The following is a 24,939-nucleotide window of genomic DNA, read 5'->3' on the forward strand; positions in this document are numbered from 1 at the left end:
CTATAAGAGAGAGAGTTACAATGAAAAGACAAGGCGGTTTTACCCTTATCGAACTGGTGGTAGTGATCGTAATCCTCGGCATTTTGGCGGTCACAGCCGCGCCGCGTTTCCTGAATTTGCAAAGTGATGCTAGAGCGTCAGCACTTCAAGGTCTGAAAGGTGCAATGCAGGGGGCTGCGGGTATTGTTTATGGTAAGGCTGCGATTAGTGGGGTTGAAACTAGCGATGAAGTGGTAGTTATTTCTTCAGCCGAAGGTAATGTAAATACTATTTTTGGATACCCTACTGCTAGCAGTGCAGGCATTGTAGCTGCTATGAAAGGATTTGATACTGACGGTGATTGGCAAGTTTCTGGGGGAGCTGATACTGCGGGTGCTGTAATTCAGGTTACTCCAGCAGGAGACAATCCAAACTGGACTTGTAATGTTACATATAAAGCAGCAGAAACCGCTGGATCCGAACCTGTTATTACAGTGTCAGATGCAGGAGATTGTTAATCAGATGTATTCCAAGGCCAGCCTCGCTGGCCTTTATTGCTTTAGCCGGTCTGAAATTAGAGCCTGAGCTTTGACCGGCTTGCTACACTTACCCTTTATCTTTCCTTAACCAGAGAATCGATGCACTCATCTGCTCGTACTAACGCCGGATTTACCCTGGTGGAACTGATCGTGGTGATCATCTTAATCGGCATTGTGTCGGTGTACGCTGCCAGCCGCTTTGTCGGTGTGGCGAGCTTTTCTGCCTTTACCGCCCAGGAGCAGGCGATCTCGATTATCCGCCAGATCCAGCTCAGCCGCATGCAGTCCAACCTCAGTGCCGAACAGCTGCAAAGCAACGGCTATTATACCCTGGCCGTGACACCAGACTGTGTAGGCTCGGTCGCGGCCTGCCAGGCCGGAAATGATGACGCACGCAGCGATGTGCTGCGTGGTGACCAACTCTCGTTCGCCTCTTCTGTATCGCTCAATAACCAGAGCCTGTCGTTTGATCTGCTCGGTAATCCGGTCGGGATTACTCAGCCCGGCCTGACGATCCTGATCAGCGCGCCGGACAGCTCAACCCAGATTTGCATTAACTCGCAGGGCTATGTGTCACGCGGAGGCTGCGTATGATGCGCCAGCGCGGTTTCACCCTGATTGAAAGCATTGTGGTGATGGTGATCATTGGTCTGGCGATGGTGACTCTGGTCAGCTTTCTCTATCCGCAGGTCGAGCGCTCCGCCACGCCGCATTACCAGACCCGCGCCGCCAATCTTGGCCAGAGTATGATGAGCCAGATCCTGGCGCTCGGTTTTGACGAAAATAGTGATTTTGACGGCGGCTTTTTGCGCTGCGGTGAAGCGGGCGCCGAGGCGTGTACGCCTCCTGAATCACTGGGCCGGGACGGGAATTCAACGCCCGGAGAATCCTCACCGGATCAGTTTAACGATGTCGATGACTATATCGGCTGCTGGTACAGCGACAGGGCGAGCGATTGCGGTTCGAATCCCGATGTTTATCCGCTGGCCAATGTGCTGGGCCAGGATGTGAGTGCCAACTACCGCCATTTTACCGTCACCGTGGCCGTTAGTTATGCCGGCAGTAATTATCAGCCGCTGGCGGCAGTGACTGCACTCAAGCAAATCCGCCTCACAGTGGATACCGGCGGTTATGGCCAGTACCAGTTTGTCGCCTATCGGGGGAATTACTGATGCGCACGCGCGGATTTACTCTGGTCGAAATGATCCTGACCCTGATTGTCGGTTCGATTCTGGTACTCGGGATCGCCGGATTTGTCGAACTCGGCAGTCGCGGCTACGCTGATAGCGTGGCCCGGCAGCGTATCCAGACCCAGGCCCAGTTTGTACTGGAAAAAATGATGCGTGAGATTCGCCACGCAATTCCCAACAGTCTGGCACTGTCCACGGACAGCAGTGGGCAGTGTTTATCGTTTTACCCGATTGTCTATTCCGGTTTTTATGCCCTGGGCGGCGAAGACAACACACAGCTCAGTTTTCTGGTCGGTAACGTATCGCAGGCGAGCAGTTCGCTCAACTTTGATGGTTTGACCATGATGATCAATCCGAGTCATCAGGAAGAGTTTAACTCCGGCAGCGGCATTGCGATGAGCGGCAGTGATACCACGCTGACTTTAGCGCAGCCGCTCAGCAGCCAGTCGGTGGCACAACGATTTTATATGTATCGCTCGGCGGTGGAGTATTGCCTTAATTTTGCTGCCAGCACCATCAGCCGTAATGGGGTTATCGTCGGTGACAGCATCAGCAGCGGCAGTTTTGATTATGAGTCGGCCAGTTTGCAACGCAGTGGCGTGGTGCATTTGTCGCTGCGTTTCAGCCAGAATGGTGAGTCGAGTGATTTTGAACAGGATGTGCAGGTACTCAATGTTCCCTGATAAAGTGCAGTCATGCCCAGCTGCCCGTCAGCCATTGGCCGGGCGGCGTAAACAGGGCGGCAATTTATATATGGTCGCCCTGTTTGTTATTGTGGTGATGGGCTTTCTCGCTTCGGCATTAAGCCGGATGGAATGGTCCAATCAGGACGGCCTGGCGCGCGAACTGCTCGGTACTCAGGCCTGGTTTGCTGCCCATTCCGTCAATGAGATGGCGCTGACCCAATTCTATCCGCTCGGCCAGTCGGCCGCGGTCAGCACCGTATGTAATGATGACTGGACAGCAATCTCGGCTGAGGCAAACAGCATGATAACGCAGTATCCGGGTTGTTCGGCACAAACTCAGTGTATTCCGCTTGGGGAGCTGCAGGATGAGCAAATATTTAAGCTGGAAAGTCGTGTCACCTGTGGCAGTGGCCGTTATCAGGTCGAACGGGTCCAGGATGTGCTGGTGAAGGAGGCATTGTGAAAAGAGTCATTCAACTGACATTGCTGCTGTTATTGTGCATGGCCAGGCCAGCCTTTGCGCTGGTGGAACGTTGTACCGTGTCGTCTTATTGGTGGCAGGATACGGCGATAGAGTTTGATGTAATTGGTCAGGGTGATGTGCAGCAAAAGCTGTTTAGTGATGATGGCTTTCTTTTCGGCCGTGAGTTGTGGTCTACCAGAAATCAAGGAAGTTTGTTTGGCGCAGAATTCAACGAGCCTTATTTACAGAAGGGAGTCCGCTATCGGGTGCGTCTGGTTTACACCTTACTGAGAGCCACTTACTACATACGCAATCTCACGTACGGGGGAGAATGGCGCGATAGAGGCAGTATTTTGGATCTTGGGCGACCAAGAAATATACGTGGTGATGAATCTATTTATCACTTGAATTGTAATCCAGATGGTTCTGAGCCGCCCATCCATATCCCGGTCGATACCTGTGATGTGTTCCCGCAACCAGTGCAGAGCTGGAAAACTGCGGGCAGCAGCGCCTACGCCGCTTTCCCGCCCAGCAAGTTCAATGTGCAGAACGCGGCCACCGATATCCGTGGCTGGTCACCGGCTTATTTGGCAGATCAGCATAATATTTATCATTACTCCCAGCCATGGCAAAACGGCACTTCCTGGGACACGTTGCGGATTGGTTTTGATGACGTGGGTAATGAGTATATTGAATATAAGAATCCGGACTCCAGGATCTGTAACGGTAGCATGGGCTGTTACCCCGGTAATGATGATGGCCTGCTCGAAAAAAGGAAAGCTAAGACGCCGCAGCCGCTCAACATTAATTTTGATGGCCAGGATACGATCGAAATTAACAATGGGACCACGGATTCGCGCAGTTATCAGACTGTGTGCCGGGCCAATTCTGCCGTTTGTTCTTATTCCGATCCGGCTGACGGCAATATCTATATTCACCTGAAAAAGAATTTACGTAGTCTTTATCTCAATGGTTGGTCGACGAAGAGGCTTTACCTGATGCTGGATGACGGACGCAAAATCGAAACCCTGACTTATGGTGGTAACGTGGCCCTATATTTTTACAACTCGGCGCGGATCAATTTCAGAACAGTATCCGGCAGTGGTAGCGGCAACTGGTATTTCGAGAGCAATGCGCAGGTCAATATTGTCGATAGCCTGGCTCCGGCCAATGCTCTGGATACCCATTATCGCGATGGTATGACGGGTTATATCGCGCCGGTATTCTACGGCCCACGCGCGGATATGCTGCTGCGCAGTAATAATGAGCTGCGTGCATCGGTGCTGGCGAAAAGTGTCACCATTCCCAACTATATGAATATGCAGGGCTCGATCACCACCAATCTGCTTACTGTCAGCAGTGGTCTGGCTTTACGTGCACCCGCCAATAAACCGGAGTGCTGGGACGGCAGCTCGATCACCAGTCAGTATGCACTCACGTTACAGCCTGCAGCGGACTATGCACTCATCTGTGAGACCCAACGCCTGGAGTTTCAGGTGGTGGATCTTAACAGTCTGCCCAGCCGTTCTTACAGCGGTCAGATCCGTATTTCACCAGCCAGCAGTGATTTGACGCTGGTGGAAGGAAAAGGCAGCGGCAGCAACGGGCTGTATACCCCTAACAGCAATGGCGAGCTATGGTTTGATTTAGCCGCGACGGCAAGCCAGACCCTGACCATCAGCGGGCATCTCAATCCCAAAGGCACCAGTGACTCGGTCGTCGGCACTTACCATTTTGTACCGTATAAACTGGCCGCCGAAGACCAGCGCGTGATTGCCAGCAAACCGCAGCCAGTTACCATCACGGCCCAAACCTGTACTGCGGATGGCAGCCCGAAAGATCTAGCCTACCAAGGCACGCCTGCGGTCAGTTCAGTGTGGCAGGCACCAGCTAACGGCGTTGGTGAGCTGAAGTTTTCTCCTGTTTTCAAAGATGGGGAAGCGACGGCGGATTTAGTGATGGACGACAGCGGCATCAAAACCGTGCTGCTGGAAGACAGCAACTTTAACTGCCGCGAGCTGGGCGACGATTGCCCGATCAAAGGTAAAGGCACGTTGCAGGGCAGTTTTACTGTGTATTCACGTCCGTGGACCTTAGCCATTTGTTCGCCCGGTGACAGCAGTGCGATGGACGGCAATATTACTGTTCGCAACAGCACTGCCTTTACTGCAGCCGGCAACACATTCGGGCTGAATGTGCGTCCGCTACGCTGGATCAGTGGTGGCGCCGCACAAGGTGAGATTGAAACTTCAGGCCTGTGTGCCCGGCCGGTGACGCAAAACTTCTTTTCGTCTGCCGCACAACTCAGTGCAAAGGCAGAACTCAGCTATCGGGTTGCTGAACCCGAAGATGGAGCGAACGGTACGCTCAATGGTGAGTTGCAACGATACAATACCTCAGGGGTTAACGATGAATATCTGCCCTTTAGCGATCTCAACTGGAGTGAAGTCGGGGTGTTGCGGGTACAAGCGGGCCTGAGTGATGAGTACCTCGGCATGACGGTCAATCCGGGTTATCGCGAAATTGGCCGCTTTTATCCGGCCTGGCTCAGTCTCAGCGCCAACGACTGGGATTATCCCGATGGTCAGGCAGGTTTTGCTTACATGAATCAGCCGTTTGGTTATGGGTTTAGTGTTGAAGCGCAGAACAGCCAGGGCCAGGTTACCCAAAACTATTCATCATTTGATCCGGCCCTGATCGCCGATATTAAGCTGCTGGCGGTGGACAGCAGTGGTGGCGATCTCGGCGCGCGGATTGCCGATTACGATCTACAGTTCTGGGATGGCTCCGGCTCCTGGTCGGATGGTGTGTTGTCAGGTGAGCACTCACTGACATTCAGCAAGCGTGTAACCAATCCCTCTCCTTATACCACCAGCGCGGATGGTCCGTTTAGCAGCGGATTTGGCTTGCGGGTGACCGATAAAGTGGATGGTGTGGACTTTACTTCACCGCAACTGACATTAACTCAGGATGGTACGACAGTGGATCGCGGTGCGGTGTTTGGTTCGCAACCGGATATTCGTTACGGGCGTATGGTGCTGGATGACGTCGGCGGTACCACCGTCAGTAAGATAAATGTACCGCTGCGGACGGAATACTGGCAGGGCAGCCGCTTTGTCACCAACCGTGATGATAACGGCAGCTGGTTCCGATCGAGCGCCAATTCGGTTTGCCGCCAGAGCATATGGACTGCAGATGCCGGTAAGTTCAATTCATCACTCGAGCCGCGCCAGGCGTCACTGCAAATCCCGACAGTAGCGGCAGGAGAGAGCGATCAACTGATGGCGACTCCCCATTCCGAGCAGGAGCAGAACAGTGTGCGTGAACAGGTACGTTTCTGGCTGCGACTTGATGACAGCAGTAGCCGCTCGCCGCAGCTGGCCGACAGCAGCGTAACCTGTGGTCCGCAGGGGGCCGATAATCCCTGGCTGCAATACAATTGGCGCGGTGTTGGTGATGAGGATCCGTCGGCAGTGGTGACCTTCGGCGTGCATCGCGGCAACGATCGGGTGATTTTCCGTGGTGAAGCACGCCTGACCGGGCAATGATCCCGTCATTTTCACCCCCCAGGTTAGGAATCTGTTAGAAATTGCGTGTTTCAGCCCATGTTTAGACCTCAATGCCTTGCTGTGATGGCAAGGCATTGGTACATTTAGTGCAATTTTTCTCTTCATTTCTTGCAGGACGAACGAAGATTATGTTCAAAAAACTTCGTGGCATGTTTTCAAATGACCTATCGATCGATTTAGGTACAGCCAACACACTTATTTATGTTAAAGGACAGGGTATCGTTCTAGACGAGCCTTCCGTCGTTGCCATTCGCCAGGATAAAGGTCGTGGTGGCAAAACTGTTGCGGCTGTGGGTCACGCAGCTAAGCAGATGCTAGGCCGTACGCCGGGCAATATTTCCGCTATTCGTCCGATGAAAGACGGCGTGATTGCTGACTTCTACGTGACAGAGAAAATGCTGCAGCACTTTATCCGCAGCGTGCATGACAACAGTATTCTGAAACCTAGCCCGCGCGTGCTGGTTTGTGTGCCATGTGGTTCAACCCAGGTTGAGCGTCGTGCAATCCGTGAATCGGCGCTGGGTGCCGGTGCACGTGAAGTGTATCTGATTGATGAGCCGATGGCGGCGGCGATCGGTGCGGGCCTGCGTGTGTCTGAGCCGACCGGTTCTATGGTGGTCGATATCGGTGGTGGTACCACTGAAGTGGCGGTTATCTCTCTGAACGGTGTGGTGTACTCATCATCAGTGCGTATCGGTGGTGACCGTTTTGATGAAGCGATCATCAACTACGTGCGCCGTAACTACGGCAGCCTGATCGGTGAAGCGACGGCCGAGAAGATCAAACACGAGATCGGTTCCGCTTATCCGGGCGATGAAGTTCAGGAAATTGAAGTACGCGGACGTAACCTGGCCGAAGGTGTGCCACGCAGCTTTACCCTGAACTCGAATGAAATCCTGGAAGCGCTGCAAGAGCCGCTGACCGGTATCGTTTCGGCGGTGATGGTGGCGCTGGAACAGTGTCCGCCAGAGCTGGCGTCTGATATTTCCGAGAACGGCATGGTTCTGACCGGCGGCGGCGCACTGCTGAAAGATCTGGATCGTCTGCTGACAGAAGAGACCGGCATCCCAGTTGTTATCGCTGAAGACCCGCTGACTTGTGTGGCGCGTGGTGGCGGTAAAGCTCTTGAAATGATAGATATGCATGGTGGCGATCTGTTCAGCGATGAATAATGGCTTGTCTGGCACTCTGCGGAGTGCCCGAATTCAACTTTAGGATGGTTTAAGATGAAGCCAATATTTGGCCGTGGGCCTTCCCTTCAGTTGCGTCTGTTTTTCGCGGTCATTATATCAGCCAGCCTTATGCTGGCTGATAGTCGTTTAGGTACATTCACACATGTACGTTTTTTGCTCAACAGTTTAGTTGCGCCTATTCAATATGCTGCCGACCTGCCGCGCAGTATGTTTGATGGATTCTACGAGCGTTTTAACACCCGTCAGCAACTGATGGAATCGAATCGCACGCTGAAACAGGACGTGTTGACGCTGAAAAGCGATCTGATCCTGCTTGACCAATACCGCGAAGAAAACCAGCGCCTGCGTAAACTGCTTGGCTCTACTTTTGTGCGAGATGAGAAAAAAGTCGTGACGGAAGTGATGGCGGTCGATACCTCACCGTATCGTCATCAGGTGGTGATTGATAAAGGCCGCGTGGATGGCGTTTACGAAGGCCAGCCGGTCATCAATGAAAAAGGGATTGTCGGTCAGGTGACCTTTGTTGCGGCGCATAACAGCCGCGTATTGCTGCTGATTGACCCCAACAATGCCATTCCGGTGCAGAATATCCGTAATGATATCCGTGTCATCGCGTCCGGGAACGGCCAGAGCGATGAGATTCAGCTTGAGCACATTGCCACCAGTACCGATATTGAAGTCGGCGATATGCTGGTGACATCGGGGTTGGGCGGAGTTTATCCGGAAGGTTATCCGGTGGCTTACGTTGCCCAGGTCGATAAAGATACCCGGCGTGAATTTGCGGCGATTAAAGCAACGCCGGTGGTCGATTTTGACCGCTTACGCTACCTGCTATTGATCTGGCCGAATGAAGACCGCCAGCAGCAAGTGATTAACGTTGATATGCAACCGACAACAGTTGGCAGCAATGCAGAGGGCAATAATAATGGCCAGTAATGATTGGGCAGGCCGTGTTGTTATCTGGGCCTCATTCTTTTTTGCTCTGGTGTTGCAAACCATTCCCTGGCCAGGTGCGCTCGATCTGCTGCGCCCGTCCTGGTTGCTGCTGGTGACCTGTTACTGGGTGCTGGCGCTGCCGCACCGGGTCAACGTCGGTAGCGCACTGATACTGGGTTTACTGTGGGATTTACTGCTCGGCTCGACGCTGGGTATTCGCGGCATGATGATGTCGATCGTGGTTTACCTGGTCGCACTCAACTTCCTGGTGTTGCGTAATATGGCACTGTGGCAGCAGGCAATGGTGATTGCCGTGCTTTCTATGGTGCTGGAAATCCTGATTTTCTTTGGCGAATATTTGATCCAGGACGTGACATTTAATCCATTGTCACTCTGGAGTGGCTTAATTAGCTGTATACTCTGGCCGTGGATGTTCTTATTACTGCGTCGGGTTCGACGTCATTGGCATATTAAGTGATAACGCGATGAGCGATAAAAAACTGATCTTAGCTTCCGGCTCGCCAAGACGGCGCGAATTGTTAGCTCAGTTGGGTTATCAGTTTGATGTCCTGGTCCCCAATGTCGAAGAAGCGCAGCAAGCGGATGAAAGTGCGCGGCAGTATGTAGCACGTTTATCCCGTGATAAAGCGCTGGCTGGCTTAGCCCTGGCAGCCGCCAGCAATCATACGGTAGCAAGTCATGATATGGTCGTGATTGGCTCCGACACCATAGTGGTGCAGGACGGACTGGTGCTGGAAAAACCGCACGATTTTGCGGACTCCCGCCGCATGCTGCTGCATCTGCAGGCCAATCGCCATCAGGTGATGACCGCGGTAACGGTGGCTACAGCACAGCAGCATCGCTCTGTCGTGGTGACCACAGACGTCTGGTTTAAAGCTCTGACCGAACAAGAAATCGAACAGTACTGGCAAAGCGGTGAACCTTGCGATAAAGCTGGCAGTTATGGCATTCAGGGATTGGGTGGACGATTTGTAACAAGATTAGAAGGCAGCTACTACGCCGTCGTCGGGCTACCACTCTACGAAACTGACCAGCTCTTGCGCGAATTCTTATAATTTAAAACATTGAGGTGCGCTCATGAGTGCAGAGTTGCTCTTAAACGTCACACCGAGTGAAACGCGGGTGGCGATGATTGAAGGCGGTGTCCTTCAGGAAATCCACATTGAACGTGAAGCAAAGCGGGGCATTGTTGGCAATATCTACAAAGGCAAAGTGAGCCGGGTTCTGCCTGGTATGCAGGCTGCGTTTGTTGATATCGGCTTAGACAAAGCGGCGTTTTTGCATGCTTCTGATATCGTTCCGCACACTGAATGCGTGGCCGAGAACGAGAAACAGCAATTCCAGGTGCGTGATATTTCGGAACTGGTGCGTCAGGGCCAGGATATCGTGGTGCAGGTGGTGAAAGATCCGCTTGGCACTAAGGGCGCGCGTCTGACCACAGATATCACTCTTCCTTCCCGTTACCTGGTCTACATGCCGGGTGCCAGCCATGTCGGTGTCTCGCAGCGGATTGAAAGCGAATCTGAACGTGATCGTCTGAAAAATGTGGTCTCGCAATATTGCGATGAGCACGGTGGCTTTATTATCCGTACCGCTGCCGAAGCGGCGAAAGAGAAAGAGCTGTCCCAGGATGCCGCTTTCCTTAAGCGTCTGTGGGGTAAAGTGATGGAGCGCCGGGCTAAATACAAGAGTCGTTCGACCCTGTATGGCGAACTGGGCCTGGCACAGCGCATTCTGCGTGATTTCGTCGGTACTGACCTGACCAAAATTATGGTCGATTCACGGCAGGAATATGAAAATCTGCTTGAGTTCACCTCGGAATTTGTGCCTGAGCTGACCGATAAGCTTGAGTTGTACGAAGGCGATCAGCCCATTTTCGATATGTACGACACCGAGAACGAGATTCAGCGTTCCCTGGAGCGTAAAGTCGAACTGAAGTCCGGCGGTTACCTGATCATCGATCAGACCGAAGCCATGACCACCATCGATATCAACACCGGTGCGTTTGTCGGGCGTCGTAATCTGGAAGAGACGATTTTCAACACCAATATTGAAGCCACTCAGGCGATTGCGCGCCAGCTACGTTTGCGTAACCTGGGCGGTATTATCATTATCGACTTTATCGACATGATATCCGAAGAACACCGTAAGCGGGTACTTACTTCACTTGATGCAGCGCTGAGCAAAGACCGGGTGAAAACCAACATTAACGGCTTTACCCACCTTGGTCTGGTAGAAATGACCCGTAAACGGACGCGCGAAAGTATTGAACATGTGCTGTGTTCCACTTGTCCAACTTGTGAAGGGCGTGGCAGCGTGAAGACCGTTGATACCGTGTGTTTCGAGATCCTGCGTGAAATTACCCGGGTTAACCGGGCCTACGATGCGGATCAGTTTGTGGTCTATGCGTCACCGGCGGTGGCAGAAACGCTGCACGACGACGAATCACACTCTCTGGCGGAGCTGGAAGTCTTCATCGGGAAGGAAGTACGTATTCAGGCTGAACCTTTGTATGTGCAAGAGCAATTTGATGTCGTAATGATGTAATAGGACAGCGAGTGATCTCAATGTTAACTCGCCTTGGGCGGATCGTAACCTGGCTGCTGGTCAGTTTGTTGGTGCTGCTGGCAATTGCCATCACGGCGCTGCGTGTTCTGTTGCCGGAAATGAATCGCTTTAAGGATGAGATCCAGGGCTGGGTCAGCGCGCAGAGCCACATTCAGTTTGAAATCTCGGATGTACGTGGCTTCTGGCGCAATACCCACCCGTCGCTGGCCCTGCAGGGCGTTCAGGCCCGTTTCCCTGACGGCAGTCAGATTCAATTTAACACCGACCGGATTGATGTCGAGTTTGATCTGTTTGACTCGCTGCTACAGCAAGAGCCGGTGGTCGCTAATCTGGTTATCCATCAGCTCAGGCTTGATATCCGTTCGGTTGATCTCAACCAGCTGAACCCGTCTTCCGGCGACGAGGCGCTGCCCGGCGCTCAGGGGCGGGTATTACGCCGCCTGGATGATCTTTTCTTACGTCAGTTAGATGACTTTTCTTTGCAGAACTCCACCATTCAGTATCAAAGTCTGGCCGGCGATATGCGCCAGCTCGATATTGATAAGCTGCACTGGAAAAACCAGGGCCAGCGCCATCTGGCCGAAGGGGTAGTCAGCCTGGCCGATGCGGAAATCAACTCGCTCAAAGTGAGTGCTGACTTTCGCGATCACGGCTCTTTGAGTGACATTTCCGGTGATTTCTATGTCAGTGCCGATAAGCTGCGCGTCCTGCCGTGGCTGACCCGTTATCTGAAAGATGCGACCGGGATTCAGCGCGGTGTGGTCAGCTTCGACGGCTGGATGACACTGGAAAACAATCAGCCGGTCGATGGCTATGTCGCCTTAAAACCGTCTGAGCTTATCTGGCAGCAGGCTCCTGCCGAGTCAGAAGCTGAGCAGGATGCCGAGTTGTCATCCGGCAGTGAACAAGCCACAGATTCGCAGCGCCATGAGCTGCTGCTTGAATCGGGTATTCTGGTCCTTTCTCCGCATAAAGATGGCTGGAAAGTAAGTGCGCACTCACTAAAAGCTCGTACTGACGATACGCCGTGGCCGGAGCTCGACTTCGCCCTGGACTGGCAGCCGCAGCAGTGGCGCCTCAACGCCTCCCAACTGGATATTGCGGCCCTGCTGCCCTTGGCCCGTCTGGTGCCGGAATCCCAGCAAACCAATCAGTTACTTGATGAGCTCAGTCCGAGCGGTCTGGTGGAAAACCTGCGTGTGCAGCAAGGTGTGACGCCTGAGTCACTGCGCTATTCGGCCACGTTGCAAGATATTGGTATCAAGCAGTGGGAACTGCTGCCGGAAGTGCATAATCTGCAGGCTAAAGTGAGCGGAACGCCGGATAAGGCGGTGATTCACGCCAGTCTGATTGATGATGTGCTGCCGTATGGTGAGGTGTTCCAGGCGCCGCTCAATATTCGCCAGGGTCAGGTCGATATGGTGTGGCAGCGCGATGACAGCGGCTGGTCGCTGTGGGCGGATAAAGTCACCGCGGCGACCCCGGATCTGCAGGTGCTGGGCGCGTTCCGGCTCGATTTTCCTGAGGATAAAAGTCCGTTTCTGTCCTTTTACGCCGAAGCCGATCTGCATAATGCCGGCGAGACCTGGCGTTATCTGCCGACCCTGGCGCTGGGTCATGAGCTGACCGACTATCTCTCAACCGCGATTCAGGGCGGTAAAGTCAATACTGCCAAGCTGCTGTGGTACGGTGAGCTGGGCGATTTCCCTTATTCGAATCACAACGGCATGTTCCAGGCCTGGGTTGGTCTCAAACAGGCGACCTTTAGTTTTGATACCGCCTGGCCGGCGATTACCGATATGCAGCTTGATCTGCTGTTTGAAAATGATGCCATGTACCTTGACTCACATGCCGCAACACTGAAAGAGGTCAAAGCGCAGCGTATTACCGGCCGTATTCCGCATCTTGAATCGGACGGACATATTGAAATTGAAGCCAGCGCAGTGGCGCAGGGCAATACGGTGCGTGATTACATGACCGCGACGCCGCTGGTCGACTCGGTGGGGGCGGCACTGACTGCGATTCAGGTCAGCGGTGATGTGACGTCTGAATTCCAGCTCAATATTCCGTTTAGCTCCAAGCAGGAGCCGCGTGCCTGGGGCTGGGTGGACCTGGATAAAAACCATGTCGAGATTGATGCGCCGCCGATGACGCTGGAAGCGGTCAGCGGCCGGATTGAGTTTGACAATGATGTGGTGACCGCCGCCGGTTTGTCGGCTTCGCTGCTTGAGCAGCCGATTTCGTTTGATTTTCGGGGCGAAAGTGCCGCGCAGGGCTATGCGGTTAATATCGATCTGGTCGGTGACTGGGAACTGAAACCGCTCGCGCCGTATGTCGGCGCGCGCTGGCTCAATCCTCTCCAGGGCCATGCGCCGTGGCAGATGGGCGTCGATATTCAGCTTAACGATGTCGGCTTTACCTATCAGATTGATGCACGTGCTAATCTGAACCGGGTGGCGAGCCGTTATCCGTATCCGCTCAATAAGCCGGTTAATAGCAAGGGGACGGCATTGCTGCAAGCCTCCGGTAACCAGCAGTCGATCAGTGCCCGGGTTCAGGTGCCGAATGCCAAGTACCAGGCTGAAATCGACATTACCAAGTCCGTTCCGGTCCTGACCGCCACCAATCTGGTGGTCGGCCAGGGCAGTTTTCGCATCAGCCCCGTGGTCGGGCATGATGCGCAGATCCGTACTGACAAGTTAGATCTCGACCAGTGGATTTCTCTGCTGCAGCCTGAGCCACAAAGCAAGTCAACCTCAGCTTTGGCGACTGTGAATACCCCGCAGATCCCGACCCCGCAGCGGGTCGACGTGCGAGTCAAAGAGCTGCATGTGGCGGATCTGGACTGGCATGATGTGGTTTTTAATGCGCGTCAGAAAGATCAGTTGTGGCAGATGACGATCGACAGTCAGGAAGCGCAGGGTGTGGCGGATTATCAACTGCCGGACAAGCTCAGTGTTAACTTACAGCGTCTGCATCTCTATATTCCGCAGCTCGATGAGCAGGATGGGAAAGCGCCGCTGGTCGATATCGAGAAACAGGATGCCCCCTTGATTTCTGATTTTGATCGTCAGTTCCACGCGCTGATGCCGGATCTTAAGTTGGATATCAGTGACTTCTGGTTGCAGGGCTATAAAGTCGGTAAGCTGGCGATGGCGATGGAGCGCCAGCACAATACCCTGAACTGGAAACAGATTGATCTGACCAGCGGTACCAATGAAGTGCACATCAACGGTGGCTGGACGCTGCACAATGACCGCAGCCATACCACGATGAATCTGGCCATGAAAGGTGACAATAACAGCGATCTGATGGAGCGTTTCGGTATCAGCTCCGGTATTCAGAAAGCGCCGTTTGATATGACCAGCCAGCTGCAGTGGGACGGGGCGCCTTGGTCAATGAAGGTCAACACTCTGCAGGGCAAGCTGGAGACTGAGCTCGGCAAAGGCGTGATCTCGAACGTCAGCGGCGCGGCCCGCTTGCTGGGGCTGTTCAGCCTCGATTCGATCATTCGTAAAATGCAGCTTGATTTCAGTGACGTGTTTGATGACGGCATGGTATTTAACTCGATCACCGGTAACGGCGAAATTTCCCAGGGGGTGTTTGTTACCAATAACATCAAAATGGATGCGGTGGCGGGCGAGATGACCATTAAAGGTCTGGCGGATCTCAACACCCGAACGGTTGATGCGGAAGTGAATTTTGTGCCGGATCTGACCTCCGGTATTCCGGTTTTGAGCGCATTTGCGGTCACGCCGGCCACCGCGCTGTATGTGCTGGCCGTTAATACGCTGATTTCACCTGTGGTCGAGATCTTTACCCAGGTCAACTATGAAGTGAAAGGGCCACTGGATGCGCCGACGGTCAAAGAGCTCTCGCGTACCCGCGGTGAGTTCAAGTTACCGGAAAAGCTGAGAAAGTTAGCAGAATAGGGAGTGAGAACATGCAACGTGTCGGATTAATTCAGATGACCTCAGGTCCGGATGTAGAACAGAATCTGGCCTACATCGCCAGGCAGGCACAAGTGCTGGCCGGTCAGGGTGCGGAATGGGTGGTGACACCGGAAAACGCGGTGGTACTGGGCAATCGCGAAGACTACCACAGTCATGCTGAAGCGTTCGGCCAGGGGCCGATGCAGGCTGAGCTATCCCGCATTGCGCGCGACAATCAGCTATGGTTACTGGTAGGCAGTATGCCGATCGCCAGAGCTGAGGGCGTGACAACCACATCGATTTTATTTAATCCGCAGGGCGCAGCAGTGGCACATTATGATAAGCTGCATATGTTTGATGTGGATGTTGCCGATGGCCATCAGCGTTATCGGGAGTCGGAAACCTTTACCCCGGGTAACCAAGTGGTGGTCGTACCGACACCGTTCGGACAGCTTGGGCTGTCTATCTGTTATGACGTTCGTTTTCCTAATTTATACGCAGAGCTGCGCCGCCTCGGGGCTCAGATTCTGCTGGTACCTGCCGCGTTTACCGCGGTAACCGGACGCGCGCACTGGGAAGTGTTGCTGCGTGCCCGCGCAATCGAGACCCAGTGCTGGGTGATCGCGGTCGGTCAGGGCGGTCACCATCCGTGCGGACGTGAAACCTGGGGCCACTCCATGATCATCAACCCTTGGGGTGAAGTAGTGGCTTCGCTGGGACAAAGCCCTGCCAATCTGGTGGCTGATATTGAACTGGACCAACTGGACAGGCTAAGACGTACCATGCCTATCATTGAGCACACGCGCTTTGATAATCAATTTAAAGAGATAAAGAGTTAGCTATGAGTATTACCCGTATTGAAGAAGCACTATTAACCCCCGCCGGGCTGACAGAGCAGGATATCGCTGACACTTTGGCGACCATCGCCACTCGTGAAATTGATTATGCTGACATCTACTTTCAGTCCAGCTGGCATGAGTCACTGGTGCTCGAAGACAGCATCATCAAGGACGGTTCATTCAACATTGACTGTGGTGTCGGTGTGCGTGCGATTACCGGCGAGAAAACCGGTTTTGCCTACTCTGACCAAATCCAGCTCGACGGGCTGAAACAGAGCGCTATCGCAGCGCGCGGCATTGCCCAGCAAGGCCAGAATGGCAAAGTCCAGGCTTTTCAACGCAGCAGTAACCAGAGTTACTACGCTGCGGTTAACCCGCTGGAGTGCTGGGAGAAACAGCAGAAAACCGAACTGCTCAAACAGCTGGATGCTTACATCCGCACCAAAGAGCCGCTGATTCAGGAAGTCTCTATCAGCCTAAGTGGTGTGCATGAGCAGATCCTGGTCGCAGCGACCGATGGTACTTATGCCGGTGATATCCGTCCGCTGGTGCGTCTGTCGATCAGTGTTCTGGCGCAAAAAGGCGATCGCCGTGAACGCGGCAGCTCAGGCGGCGGTGGCCGTTTCAATTACGACTTTTTCCTCTCGGAAGAAAATGGTCAGCAGATGGCGTACTCTTTTGCTGACGAAGCGATTCGTCAGGCGCTGGTTAACCTGGAAGCGGTCGCGGCCCCGGCCGGTACTATGCCGGTGGTACTGGGCTCTGGCTGGCCGGGCGTACTGCTGCACGAAGCAGTAGGTCATGGTCTGGAAGGCGACTTCAACCGCAAAGAATCGTCGGTCTTCTCCGGCAAGATTGGCCAGAAAGTCACCTCTGATCTGTGTACCATCGTCGATGACGGCACGCTGAAAGATCTGCGCGGCTCACTCAACGTTGATGATGAAGGTGTGAACGGTCAGTACAATGTGCTGATCGAAAAAGGTGTTCTGAAAGGCTACATGCAGGACAAGCACAATGCGCGCCTGATGGGGGTGGCACCGACCGGTAACGGCCGCCGTGAGTCTTATGCCCATCTGCCAATGCCGCGTATGACCAACACCTACATGCTGCCTGGTCAGCATACGCCGGAAGAGATCATCTCGACAGTGAAGAAAGGTATCTACGCACCGAACTTCGGTGGCGGTCAGGTTGACATCACCTCCGGTAAGTTTGTGTTCTCAGCTTCTGAAGCTTACATGATTGAAAACGGTAAAGTGACTCATCCGATCAAAGGCGCCACCTTAATCGGTTCCGGGATTGAAGCGATGCAGCAAGTTTCTATGGTCGGTAACGATCTGAGTATCGACCGCGGGGTCGGCGTGTGCGGTAAAGCCGGCCAGAGCGTGCCGGTCGGTGTTGGTCAGCCAACGCTGAAGCTGGATGCGTTGACCGTGGGTGGTACCGAGTAGAGAATCGGTTCATCACTAATGCCGTTTTATAAGTAATACCGCTTTATAACGAATATCGGTGCATAACTAATATCAGTTCATAGCTAATTCGTCAGCTCATATCATAACCAAGCCGCAGTGATGCGGCTTTGTTTTGGCGGCTTGCTGGCGTGAGGTGGTTTTGGCATATTTATCAACCAACAGCGGCAGAAAGATCGGATCCGGATCGTTTTGTGGGTGGTAATTACTGACGATCCGTGCCATATTTCGTCGCACTGAAATTTGACCTAATTTAACCATTCTGGAGCACACTTATGTCTCATGAAGATGAATATCTGTCAGTTGAAGAGTTACTCGAGATCCAAAAGGAAGAGACTCGCGATATCATTCAGGCACTCCTTGAGGACGGCAGTGATCCAGAAGCTGAGTACGAGATCGAACACCACTTCTTTGCCGAAGATTTTGACACGCTAGAGAAAGCGGCAGTCGAAGCGTTCAAGATGGGTTTCGAAGTGCTTGAAGCGGAAGAAACCGAAGATGAAGACGGCAACAAGCTGTTGTGTTTCGATGCGACCATGCAGTCTGCACTGAATGCAGACAGCATTGATGCGCAGGTCGAGAAGCTGGTCAACCTGGCGGAAAAATACGACGTCATTTACGACGGCTGGGGCACCTACTATGAGGGTGAAGATGCGTTGTACGGTGACGACGAAGAAGATGAAGACGACGACGCATAAATAATAATCGTTACAAATACCAGCCACTTGGCTGGTATTTTTTTACCCTGCATGTTTGAATGAAGTAAATCGTGCTTCAAGCCCTTAACTGATTATTATCTAACGGCGGATCTCATGCAGCTTTCTCTTGCCGGCCTCTGGCAGCTCTCTCCTCTGACCGATTTATCCATTCCCCAGAATGACATTACCTTTCCGGCGCCGCTCAGCGCCGTGTTGCCTGATGAGCTGTCTGAACAGAGCATTGCTGAGCAGGAATGGCATCTGATGCATGACATCGAGATCGACGACACTCTGCTCAGCTTTGCGGCGATTGATCTGGTGCTGGAGGGGATCGACTATCATGCTGAAGTGCGTCTCAACGGAGTTGCCCTGTTTGACTGCGATGGCTTGCAGACTGTGTATCGTAAAGATATTCGACCTTGGTTGAATCCGGGCCGTAACCGGTTTGAAATCCTGTTCCTTGAACAGGAGGAAGAGTGGCTGCTTGATGAAGAGCCGGCCCAGCTGTGTGCCTTATCGGCTGAGCAGGCCAAACCTTATGACAGCCGGATCGGCATCTGGCGTGCGCCGTTTTTGCAGTGTATCCGCCATGTGCGGCTTGAGCATGTTGCGACCGAGCAGATCTGGCACCATGGCGGTGGTTGTGAAGTGCTGGTGGAGTTGTTCTTTCAGACCTATTCACCCGGACTGATTGCGGCGACGGTTAAGTTTGGCAGCATGACTTATCAGCTGCCGATTGATGTACGCAGCAGCCGTGCCAGCGCACTGTTCCAGATTGAGGCTCCGCAATACTTTGATCCGCAGCGGCCGGAAAACCAAGCCCGTTATGATGTCCGGATTGAGCTGGACGGGCAGATACTGGCGTTCCAGCTCGGGTTAAATCAGGATCTGTGCGTCAGCCATTTCCCGTTATGAGCTATCGGTGGCGTCATTCCGCTCTGAGCCGAGGTCACTGCGCTTTAAGCTCCGACAGAGGTCAACAAATCCCGCAGGCAGGCGGGATTTCTATTTTCAGCAGAGCGGCGCTGGCATGACTGATTCTTTATACTTAGTGAGCACATCCCCACGAAGTGGTGTGTTTACTTTGCCAGTTTTTCTCATGCAGATAGTAAGCACAGGTATTAATGCTGGGTTCAATCAGCGCCATGATCCCGCCGACTAACCAGCTCCCCGTCAGCAGATAGGCGACATTAAAGGCGACACTGAAGTGAATGAGTGCAAAGGTCGCGGTTTTGATGCGCGCATTGACCGTCTTACCGCTGCGTTGAGCGTAACGGTTCCAGGCTTGATCATGAAAGTAAAAAGCCACGGTATTGACCATAGGTTCCAGCATGGCGATCAGGCTGCCGATGATGACATCCCCGGTCAGAATGTAGGCGACGCTAAACGCAATGGTGAAGTGAATAGCGGCAAAGCTGAGTGTCTTTTTCATGATCGGTCCAACCCTGTATCTGTTTGATGCGAGTATTATTGATAATTATTCGCAAAAACAAAAATAGGTTTGAACGATTTATTTGATAGGTTTTACCGAATAAAAAAGACGCATTGAGCGTCTTTTTCTATCACTAAGATGGCCGCTGCGGGCAAAGCAGAGTTAAGCCTGGGGTTTGACCACCAGTACATGAACCGGTGAAAGCTCCACGACTTTACTGGCCACTGAACCGAGCATGACTTTATCAAGTTTCGAGCGCTTGTGGCTTGGCATGACAATCAGATCAGCATGCAGTTGTTTGGCGTAGTCGAGGATGGTCGAATACGGTTTGCCTTCAGCAACATGCAACTGATAAGGCACGGCATCACCAATCTGTTGCTCGGCAAATGCAGTCAGCTGTTGACGCACATCCTGCTTCATTTTGGCGGCCGCATCTTTCGGAAAGTAGGTCGCGACCATCGACATATGGATGCCGGGTAACACGTTAAGCAGATGCAGGGTGGCATTGGCTTGTTTGGCATGCCAGATTGCCTGTTGCAGGGCTTTATCACCAAAGCCTTTTTCGTTTAAATCAACCGGTACAAGGATATGTTTATACATGATGCGTAATCTCTGTGTAGGGTAGGGCCTTCATACTACCCAGTATATCTGAGCAGGATTTGGCTGCCGGGGGCCTGATCACAGATGCCCTGCCAGGCAGGGCATCTGATCAATCGCATCAGGCAATATTCTGCTCGCGCGCCGCACGGCGTTTCTGGTTCCAGCCCAGTAACAGGGTCAGCAACAGCGCTGGCAGAAATACCCACTCTTTCATCGGACGATCACTGTCGACCACAATCGAACGGATCTCCCAGTCAAAGTCGATACCGGCCGCTTCTGCCGGACTGCCGAATTCCACCATATCAATCAGCATACGATTGTTTTCCGGTTTCAGCATCAGTCCCATTGAAGCAATGCGCTCATCCGCACCCTGGGCACGATCATCAAACGGCAGCAATACGGTTTTCGAGACATGATCACCGTCGAGCGTGTCACCAGCCACAATCATCGCCACCGACTGGCCGACCGGAGTCTGTTCGACCACCTGCTCAAGCTGAGTACCCGGATACAGTTTCTGCGCCGGATAAACCATATCCCACCAGAATCCCGGACGGAAGAAGGTGAACGTCAGCACCAGCAGGGCGACGATTTCCCACCATTTGGTCTTGGTAAACCACCAGCCCTGAGTGGCCGCCGAGAACAGCAGCATGGCGATAATCGACGATATCACCGTCAGCGCGAGGTGCCACCAGGTATCAATCCCCATCAACAGAAGCTGGGTGTTGAACACAAACATAAACGGCAGAATGGCAGTACGGATATCGTAGGTAAAGCCCTGGATACCGGTCCGTATCGGGTCTGACTTGGCAATCGCTGCCGCAGCAAACGCGGCCAGACCGACCGGTGGTGTATCATCGGCCAGAATACCGAAGTAGAACACGAACAGGTGTACGGCAATCAGCGGAATGATCAGGCCGTGCTGCGCGCCCAGGGTGACAATCACCGGGGCCATCAGGGTGGATACCACAATGTAGTTGGCTGTGGTTGGTAGGCCCATACCTAAGATCAGGCTGATCACCGCAGTAAAGATCAGCATCATGATCACGCTGCCACCAGAGATGAACTCGACAAAGTCAGTCATCACCAGGCCGATACCGGTCAGAGTCACTACGCCAACAACCGTACCTGCTGCTGCAGTCGCTACACCGATACCGATCATGTTGCGCGCACCGGCAACCAGGCTTTCCAGCAGATCCGTTACGCCTTCTTTCAGCTTGCCGGACAGATCTCCGGTCTGATTGAAGATTGCCATCAGCGGGCGCTGGGTCAGCAGAATGAACACCATAAACACCGTGGCCCAGAATGCAGACAGACCCGGCGAGAAACGCTCAACGGTCAGACACCAGACCAGAACTACAATCGGCAGCAGGAAGTGCAGGCCGGATTTGACCGTTGGCCCGGTGTCCGGGATTTCAGTCAGTTCCTCATCGAGATTCATACCGGCTTGATCGGCGTACTTGGCTGACACGCGTACCAGCAGGACGTAGACGATCAGCAATGCGATGGTAACCATTGGAGTGGCGGCGGCGCCAAACACATCTTTGGTCCAGCCAATGCCGTAATACACCACGGCACTGATGACACACAGGGCAAGAATGGTGCCGATAAATGACGCCAGGCTTTGCAGCAGGGTCGGGTTGTGGCGGCGTGGCAGACCTTGCATACCGGCCTTACACGCTTCAAGGTGCACGATATAAATCAATGCAATGTAGGAAATAAGTGCTGGCAGCAAGGCGGCACGAATGACTTCCACATAGGAGATACCGACATATTCCACCATCAGGAACGCGGCTGCGCCCATAATCGGCGGTGTCAGCTGACCGTTGGTTGATGCGGCAACTTCCACTGCCCCCGCTTTAGTGCCCGGGAAACCGACCCGCTTCATCAGCGGAATGGTGAAGGTACCTGTGGTCACCACGTTAGCAATCGAAGAGCCGGATACCAGGCCGGACAAACCGGAGGCAACCACTGCCGCTTTGGCCGGACCGCCACGCATGTGACCGAGCATCGAGAAGGCGACTTTAATAAAGTAAGCGCCGGCACCTGCGCGTTCCAGCATCGCGCCGAACAGCACAAACAGGAATACAAACGAGGTTGATACGCCGAGTGCCACACCGAAGACACCCTCTGTGGTCAGCCACAGGTGCGACATGGCTTTATTCAGACTGGCACCTTTGTGAGCAATCACGTCCGGCATGTAAGGACCGGCAAAGGTATACAGCAGGAAAACACCGGCTACCGCCATCAGCGGCGGACCGAGCGCGCGCCGTGTCGCTTCGAGCAGTAACAGCATCCCAATGCCGGCGACCACCACATCGAGCGTGGTTGGTGCGCCTGAACGGCCGGCCAGCTCTTGGTAAAACAGATAAATGTAGGCCGCGGAAAAGCTGCCCGCCAGAGCCAGAATCCAGTCGACCGCCGGAATACGCTCACGGGAAGAGCTCTTCAGCGCCGGATAGGCGGTGAAGGCGAGGAAAATAGCGAAGCTTAAATGGATGGCGCGAGCCTGGGTATCATTGAGTACGCCAAAATCAAAAATGAATGGCAGCGGGGAGGCGTACCACAGCTGGAACAGTGACCAGCACAGTGGTACAAACCACAGAATTCGGCCTGGGATCCCTTTTGGATTCCTTGCTCCGGTATTAGCCTGTGCAACCATCTCTTGCACATCTTGCGACGGCGTCGTTGTCTGCGTCATGGATGTTATCCTTATTATTTGATGGTCTTGGTAAACATGGAAAGGCAGCCTTTCAAAGCAAACGAAAAGCTAAACACACGGTTGTTACTAAACACATGGTTGTTACTAAACACACGGTAGTGACTAAAAACACTACTGTTAAAAGCCCGATAAAGATCGGGCTTGATATTGTCATCATCAGCAGACGTAGGTCTGCTGATGTTAGCGGGGCATCAGTCAGCCGGCTTAATTATTTAAGCAGACCAACTTCTTTGTAGTATTTCACTGCACCTGGGTGAAGTGGGATAGAGATACCTGCTTTGACCATGTCTTCTTTTTTCAGGTTAGCGAAAGCAGGGTGCAGACGGGTAAAGGTGTCGAAGTTCTCGAACACCGCTTTGGCCACGTTATAAGCCACATCGTCTGATACATCAGCGCTGGTCACTAGTGTGGCTGCCACACCGAAGCTTTTCACGTCAGTGTCAGTACCGCGGTACATGCCAGCCGGTACTGTGCTGTAAGCGTAGTACGGGTTGTCAGCAACAATTTTCTCGATTTCAGGACCGGTAGCAGGAACCAGTTTTGCATCACAAGAAGTGGTTGCTTCTTTGATTGAACCGTTCGGGTGGCCAACCATGTAGATGAAGGCGTCAATCTTGTTGTCACACAGAGCTTGTGAACGCTCGGAGCCTTTCAGTTCTGAAGCCAGTTTGAATGAATCATTGGTCCAGCCAAATGCATCCATCACAACCTGCATGGTGGCGCGGTCACCAGAACCCGGGTTACCGATGTTGACGCGCTTACCGGCCAGATCCTTCACGTTGTTGATGCCTGAATCTGAGCGAGCGATGATGTTGAAAGGTTCGGTATGCAGAGAGAACACTGCGCGCAGTTTCTTGTACGGGCCTTGGTCTTTAAACTCGCTGGTACCGTTGTAACCGTGGTATTGCCAGTCAGACTGAACGATACCGAAATCCAGTTCGCCGGAACGAATGGTGTTGACGTTGTAAATAGAACCGCCAGTCGATTCTACAGAGCAGCGGATATTGTGTTCCTTGCGGTCTTTGTTAATCAGCTTACAGATAGCACCACCGGTAGGATAGTAAACACCAGTTACTGAACCTGTACCAATTGTGATGAATTCCTGTGCGTTAACAGCGCCTGCGCCCAATATTGCGGCAGCAATTGCACCGACCTTAATTATTTTATTCAATGCCATGAATTTCCCTTCCTTCTTTTACTATTTTGCCCCAAACCAAGTGTAGTTGCTTTGGGCGTTTCTTCATCGAGAAACGATGGCTTTTTCAACCGACAAGTTAAAAAAGTCGCTGAATAATAGCAAAAAATTGAAAGATAATTATAGGATTGTCTCAATATGTAGGAAAACAGACTGGTTTAATTCACACTTAGTCGCGTGATTTTTAGGCATGAAAGGGATGAAAATCAATCAGTTAATTAGATTTTGTTCCAGATGTTAACCCTTGGTTAACTTGAGAGTGGAGTCACACTAAAGCTAGGCTGAGTGACTCCATCTGGCTGTTTTTAATACGCTTTGTTGGTAATTGACTCAGTAAAACCAGGTTACTGCAGCCGATAGCAAAGCTTAGCCCGCATACTCAAAAAGTTCACATACGGACGTGAACAGTTGCTTGGTGCTGATGCTTAAGGTCGGGGTAATGAAAATGGTATCGTCACCGGCCACCACACCGAGGATGCCTTCCGATTTGCCCAGAGAATCGAGCAGACGTGCGATCAACTGCGCGGCGCCCGGACCGGTATGAATGACAACCAGGGCATTGTTGTGGTCGATATCGAGGACCAGTTCACGCAGCGAGCTGGACACGGTCGGCACACCCAGTTCGGCTGGCAGACAGTAAACCATTTCCATTTTCGCATTGCGGGTACGAACCGCGCCGAACTTAGTCAGCATGCGTGATACTTTTGACTGGTTAATGTTGTCGAAGCCTTCATTTTTGAGAGCGTCGACAATATCACCTTGAGATCCAAAGCGTTCTTCTTTCAACAACGCTTTGAAAGCACGGACGAGATTGTCTTGTTTGTTATCTGTATGGCGCATTGTTCTTCTACTGTTTGCGAAATGATGATGAAGAGCGGTATCTCTTGCGCGGTTTTACTGGCGCGAAAGAGATA

Annotated in this window: 22 protein-coding genes; 16 read left to right on the forward strand and 6 right to left on the reverse strand. The window is 52.8% G+C overall.

Annotated features, from left to right (window positions below; all coding sequences use genetic code 11):
- Positions 1-20: 20 nt before the first annotated feature.
- The 14 genes from J0X00_RS13610 to tldD all read left to right on the forward strand — a co-directional run bounded on the left by J0X00_RS13610 (position 21) and on the right by tldD (position 17,363).
- Positions 21-497, forward strand: a complete 477-nt coding sequence (locus tag J0X00_RS13610) for a type II secretion system protein (RefSeq protein ID WP_282478258.1) — start codon at positions 21-23, stop codon at positions 495-497.
- A 120-nt stretch (positions 498-617) separates the two neighbouring features.
- The gene (locus J0X00_RS13615) at positions 618-1,112 is read left to right on the forward strand and encodes a prepilin-type N-terminal cleavage/methylation domain-containing protein (protein WP_282478259.1); all 495 of its coding nucleotides are present in this window, start codon (positions 618-620) and stop codon (positions 1,110-1,112) included.
- The gene (locus J0X00_RS13620; RefSeq protein ID WP_218562411.1) at positions 1,109-1,690 is read left to right on the forward strand and encodes a prepilin-type N-terminal cleavage/methylation domain-containing protein; all 582 of its coding nucleotides are present in this window, start codon (positions 1,109-1,111) and stop codon (positions 1,688-1,690) included. The genes J0X00_RS13615 and J0X00_RS13620 overlap by 4 nt, the downstream gene beginning before the upstream one ends.
- On the forward strand, positions 1,690-2,391 hold the full coding sequence (locus tag J0X00_RS13625; RefSeq protein WP_282478260.1) for a prepilin-type N-terminal cleavage/methylation domain-containing protein: 702 nt from the start codon (positions 1,690-1,692) through the stop codon (positions 2,389-2,391). Before J0X00_RS13620 ends, J0X00_RS13625 begins: the two co-directional genes overlap by 1 nt.
- Entirely contained in the window at positions 2,381-2,857 is a 477-nt protein-coding gene (locus tag J0X00_RS13630; RefSeq protein WP_282478261.1) for an MSHA biogenesis protein MshP, read from the forward strand. Before J0X00_RS13625 ends, J0X00_RS13630 begins: the two co-directional genes overlap by 11 nt.
- Positions 2,854-6,405 carry a DUF6701 domain-containing protein gene (locus J0X00_RS13635; protein WP_282478262.1) on the forward strand — a complete coding sequence of 1,184 codons (3,552 nt, stop codon included), beginning with the start codon at positions 2,854-2,856 and terminating at the stop codon, positions 6,403-6,405. Before J0X00_RS13630 ends, J0X00_RS13635 begins: the two co-directional genes overlap by 4 nt.
- A gap of 149 nt (positions 6,406-6,554) precedes the next feature.
- The gene (locus J0X00_RS13640; protein ID WP_020332232.1) at positions 6,555-7,598 is read left to right on the forward strand and encodes a rod shape-determining protein; all 1,044 of its coding nucleotides are present in this window, start codon (positions 6,555-6,557) and stop codon (positions 7,596-7,598) included.
- Between the two features lie 54 nt (positions 7,599-7,652).
- A complete protein-coding gene (gene mreC, locus J0X00_RS13645; RefSeq protein ID WP_282478263.1) occupies positions 7,653-8,555 on the forward strand; it encodes a rod shape-determining protein MreC in 903 nt (300 codons plus the stop codon).
- Positions 8,545-9,033, forward strand: coding sequence for a rod shape-determining protein MreD (gene mreD, locus J0X00_RS13650; protein ID WP_136487603.1), 489 nt, complete (start codon positions 8,545-8,547; stop codon positions 9,031-9,033). The genes mreC and mreD overlap by 11 nt, the downstream gene beginning before the upstream one ends.
- A 7-nt stretch (positions 9,034-9,040) precedes the next feature.
- The gene (locus J0X00_RS13655) at positions 9,041-9,631 is read left to right on the forward strand and encodes a Maf family protein (protein ID WP_136487602.1); all 591 of its coding nucleotides are present in this window, start codon (positions 9,041-9,043) and stop codon (positions 9,629-9,631) included.
- Positions 9,632-9,653: 22 nt separating this feature from the next.
- Entirely contained in the window at positions 9,654-11,123 is a 1,470-nt protein-coding gene (gene rng, locus J0X00_RS13660; RefSeq protein ID WP_136487601.1) for a ribonuclease G, read from the forward strand.
- 11 nt (positions 11,124-11,134) lie between these two features.
- Positions 11,135-15,076, forward strand: a complete 3,942-nt coding sequence (locus J0X00_RS13665) for a YhdP family protein (protein ID WP_282478264.1) — start codon at positions 11,135-11,137, stop codon at positions 15,074-15,076.
- Between the two features lie 11 nt (positions 15,077-15,087).
- Positions 15,088-15,915 carry a carbon-nitrogen hydrolase family protein gene (locus J0X00_RS13670; protein WP_136487599.1) on the forward strand — a complete coding sequence of 276 codons (828 nt, stop codon included), beginning with the start codon at positions 15,088-15,090 and terminating at the stop codon, positions 15,913-15,915.
- A 2-nt stretch (positions 15,916-15,917) separates the two neighbouring features.
- Positions 15,918-17,363 carry a metalloprotease TldD gene (gene tldD / locus J0X00_RS13675; RefSeq protein WP_136487598.1) on the forward strand — a complete coding sequence of 482 codons (1,446 nt, stop codon included), beginning with the start codon at positions 15,918-15,920 and terminating at the stop codon, positions 17,361-17,363.
- A 96-nt stretch (positions 17,364-17,459) separates the two neighbouring features.
- On the opposite strand, the gene J0X00_RS13680 is transcribed toward tldD, so the two are convergent.
- A complete protein-coding gene (locus J0X00_RS13680) occupies positions 17,460-17,642 on the reverse strand; it encodes a hypothetical protein (RefSeq protein ID WP_136487597.1) in 183 nt (60 codons plus the stop codon).
- Positions 17,643-17,656: 14 nt separating this feature from the next.
- Here J0X00_RS13680 and rraB point away from each other — a divergent pair, with 14 nt between their 5' ends.
- On the forward strand, positions 17,657-18,079 hold the full coding sequence (rraB, locus tag J0X00_RS13685; RefSeq protein ID WP_136487596.1) for a ribonuclease E inhibitor RraB: 423 nt from the start codon (positions 17,657-17,659) through the stop codon (positions 18,077-18,079).
- A 114-nt stretch (positions 18,080-18,193) separates the two neighbouring features.
- Positions 18,194-18,994, forward strand: coding sequence for a hypothetical protein (locus tag J0X00_RS13690; protein ID WP_282478265.1), 801 nt, complete (start codon positions 18,194-18,196; stop codon positions 18,992-18,994).
- Positions 18,995-19,127: 133 nt separating this feature from the next.
- On the opposite strand, the gene J0X00_RS13695 is transcribed toward J0X00_RS13690, so the two are convergent.
- The 5 genes from J0X00_RS13695 to argR all read right to left on the reverse strand — a co-directional run bounded on the left by J0X00_RS13695 (position 19,128) and on the right by argR (position 24,865).
- Entirely contained in the window at positions 19,128-19,511 is a 384-nt protein-coding gene (locus J0X00_RS13695) for a DUF2061 domain-containing protein (protein WP_218562405.1), read from the reverse strand.
- Between the two features lie 162 nt (positions 19,512-19,673).
- Positions 19,674-20,111 (reverse strand): universal stress protein, encoded by a 438-nt coding sequence (locus J0X00_RS13700; RefSeq protein ID WP_136487593.1) that lies wholly within the window; start codon positions 20,109-20,111, stop codon positions 19,674-19,676.
- Positions 20,112-20,229: 118 nt separating this feature from the next.
- On the reverse strand, positions 20,230-22,809 hold the full coding sequence (locus tag J0X00_RS13705; RefSeq protein WP_282478266.1) for a TRAP transporter permease: 2,580 nt from the start codon (positions 22,807-22,809) through the stop codon (positions 20,230-20,232).
- A gap of 229 nt (positions 22,810-23,038) precedes the next feature.
- Complete coding sequence (locus J0X00_RS13710) at positions 23,039-24,007, reverse strand: TAXI family TRAP transporter solute-binding subunit (protein ID WP_136487591.1); 969 nt, start codon at positions 24,005-24,007, stop codon at positions 23,039-23,041.
- A 384-nt stretch (positions 24,008-24,391) separates the two neighbouring features.
- A complete protein-coding gene (argR, locus tag J0X00_RS13715; RefSeq protein WP_136487590.1) occupies positions 24,392-24,865 on the reverse strand; it encodes a transcriptional regulator ArgR in 474 nt (157 codons plus the stop codon).
- Between the last annotated feature and the right edge of the window lie 74 nt (positions 24,866-24,939).

Origin of the sequence: Vibrio sp. ABG19, from assembly GCF_029962385.1 — a bacterium.
GTDB lineage: Bacteria > Pseudomonadota > Gammaproteobacteria > Enterobacterales > Vibrionaceae > Vibrio > Vibrio ostreae.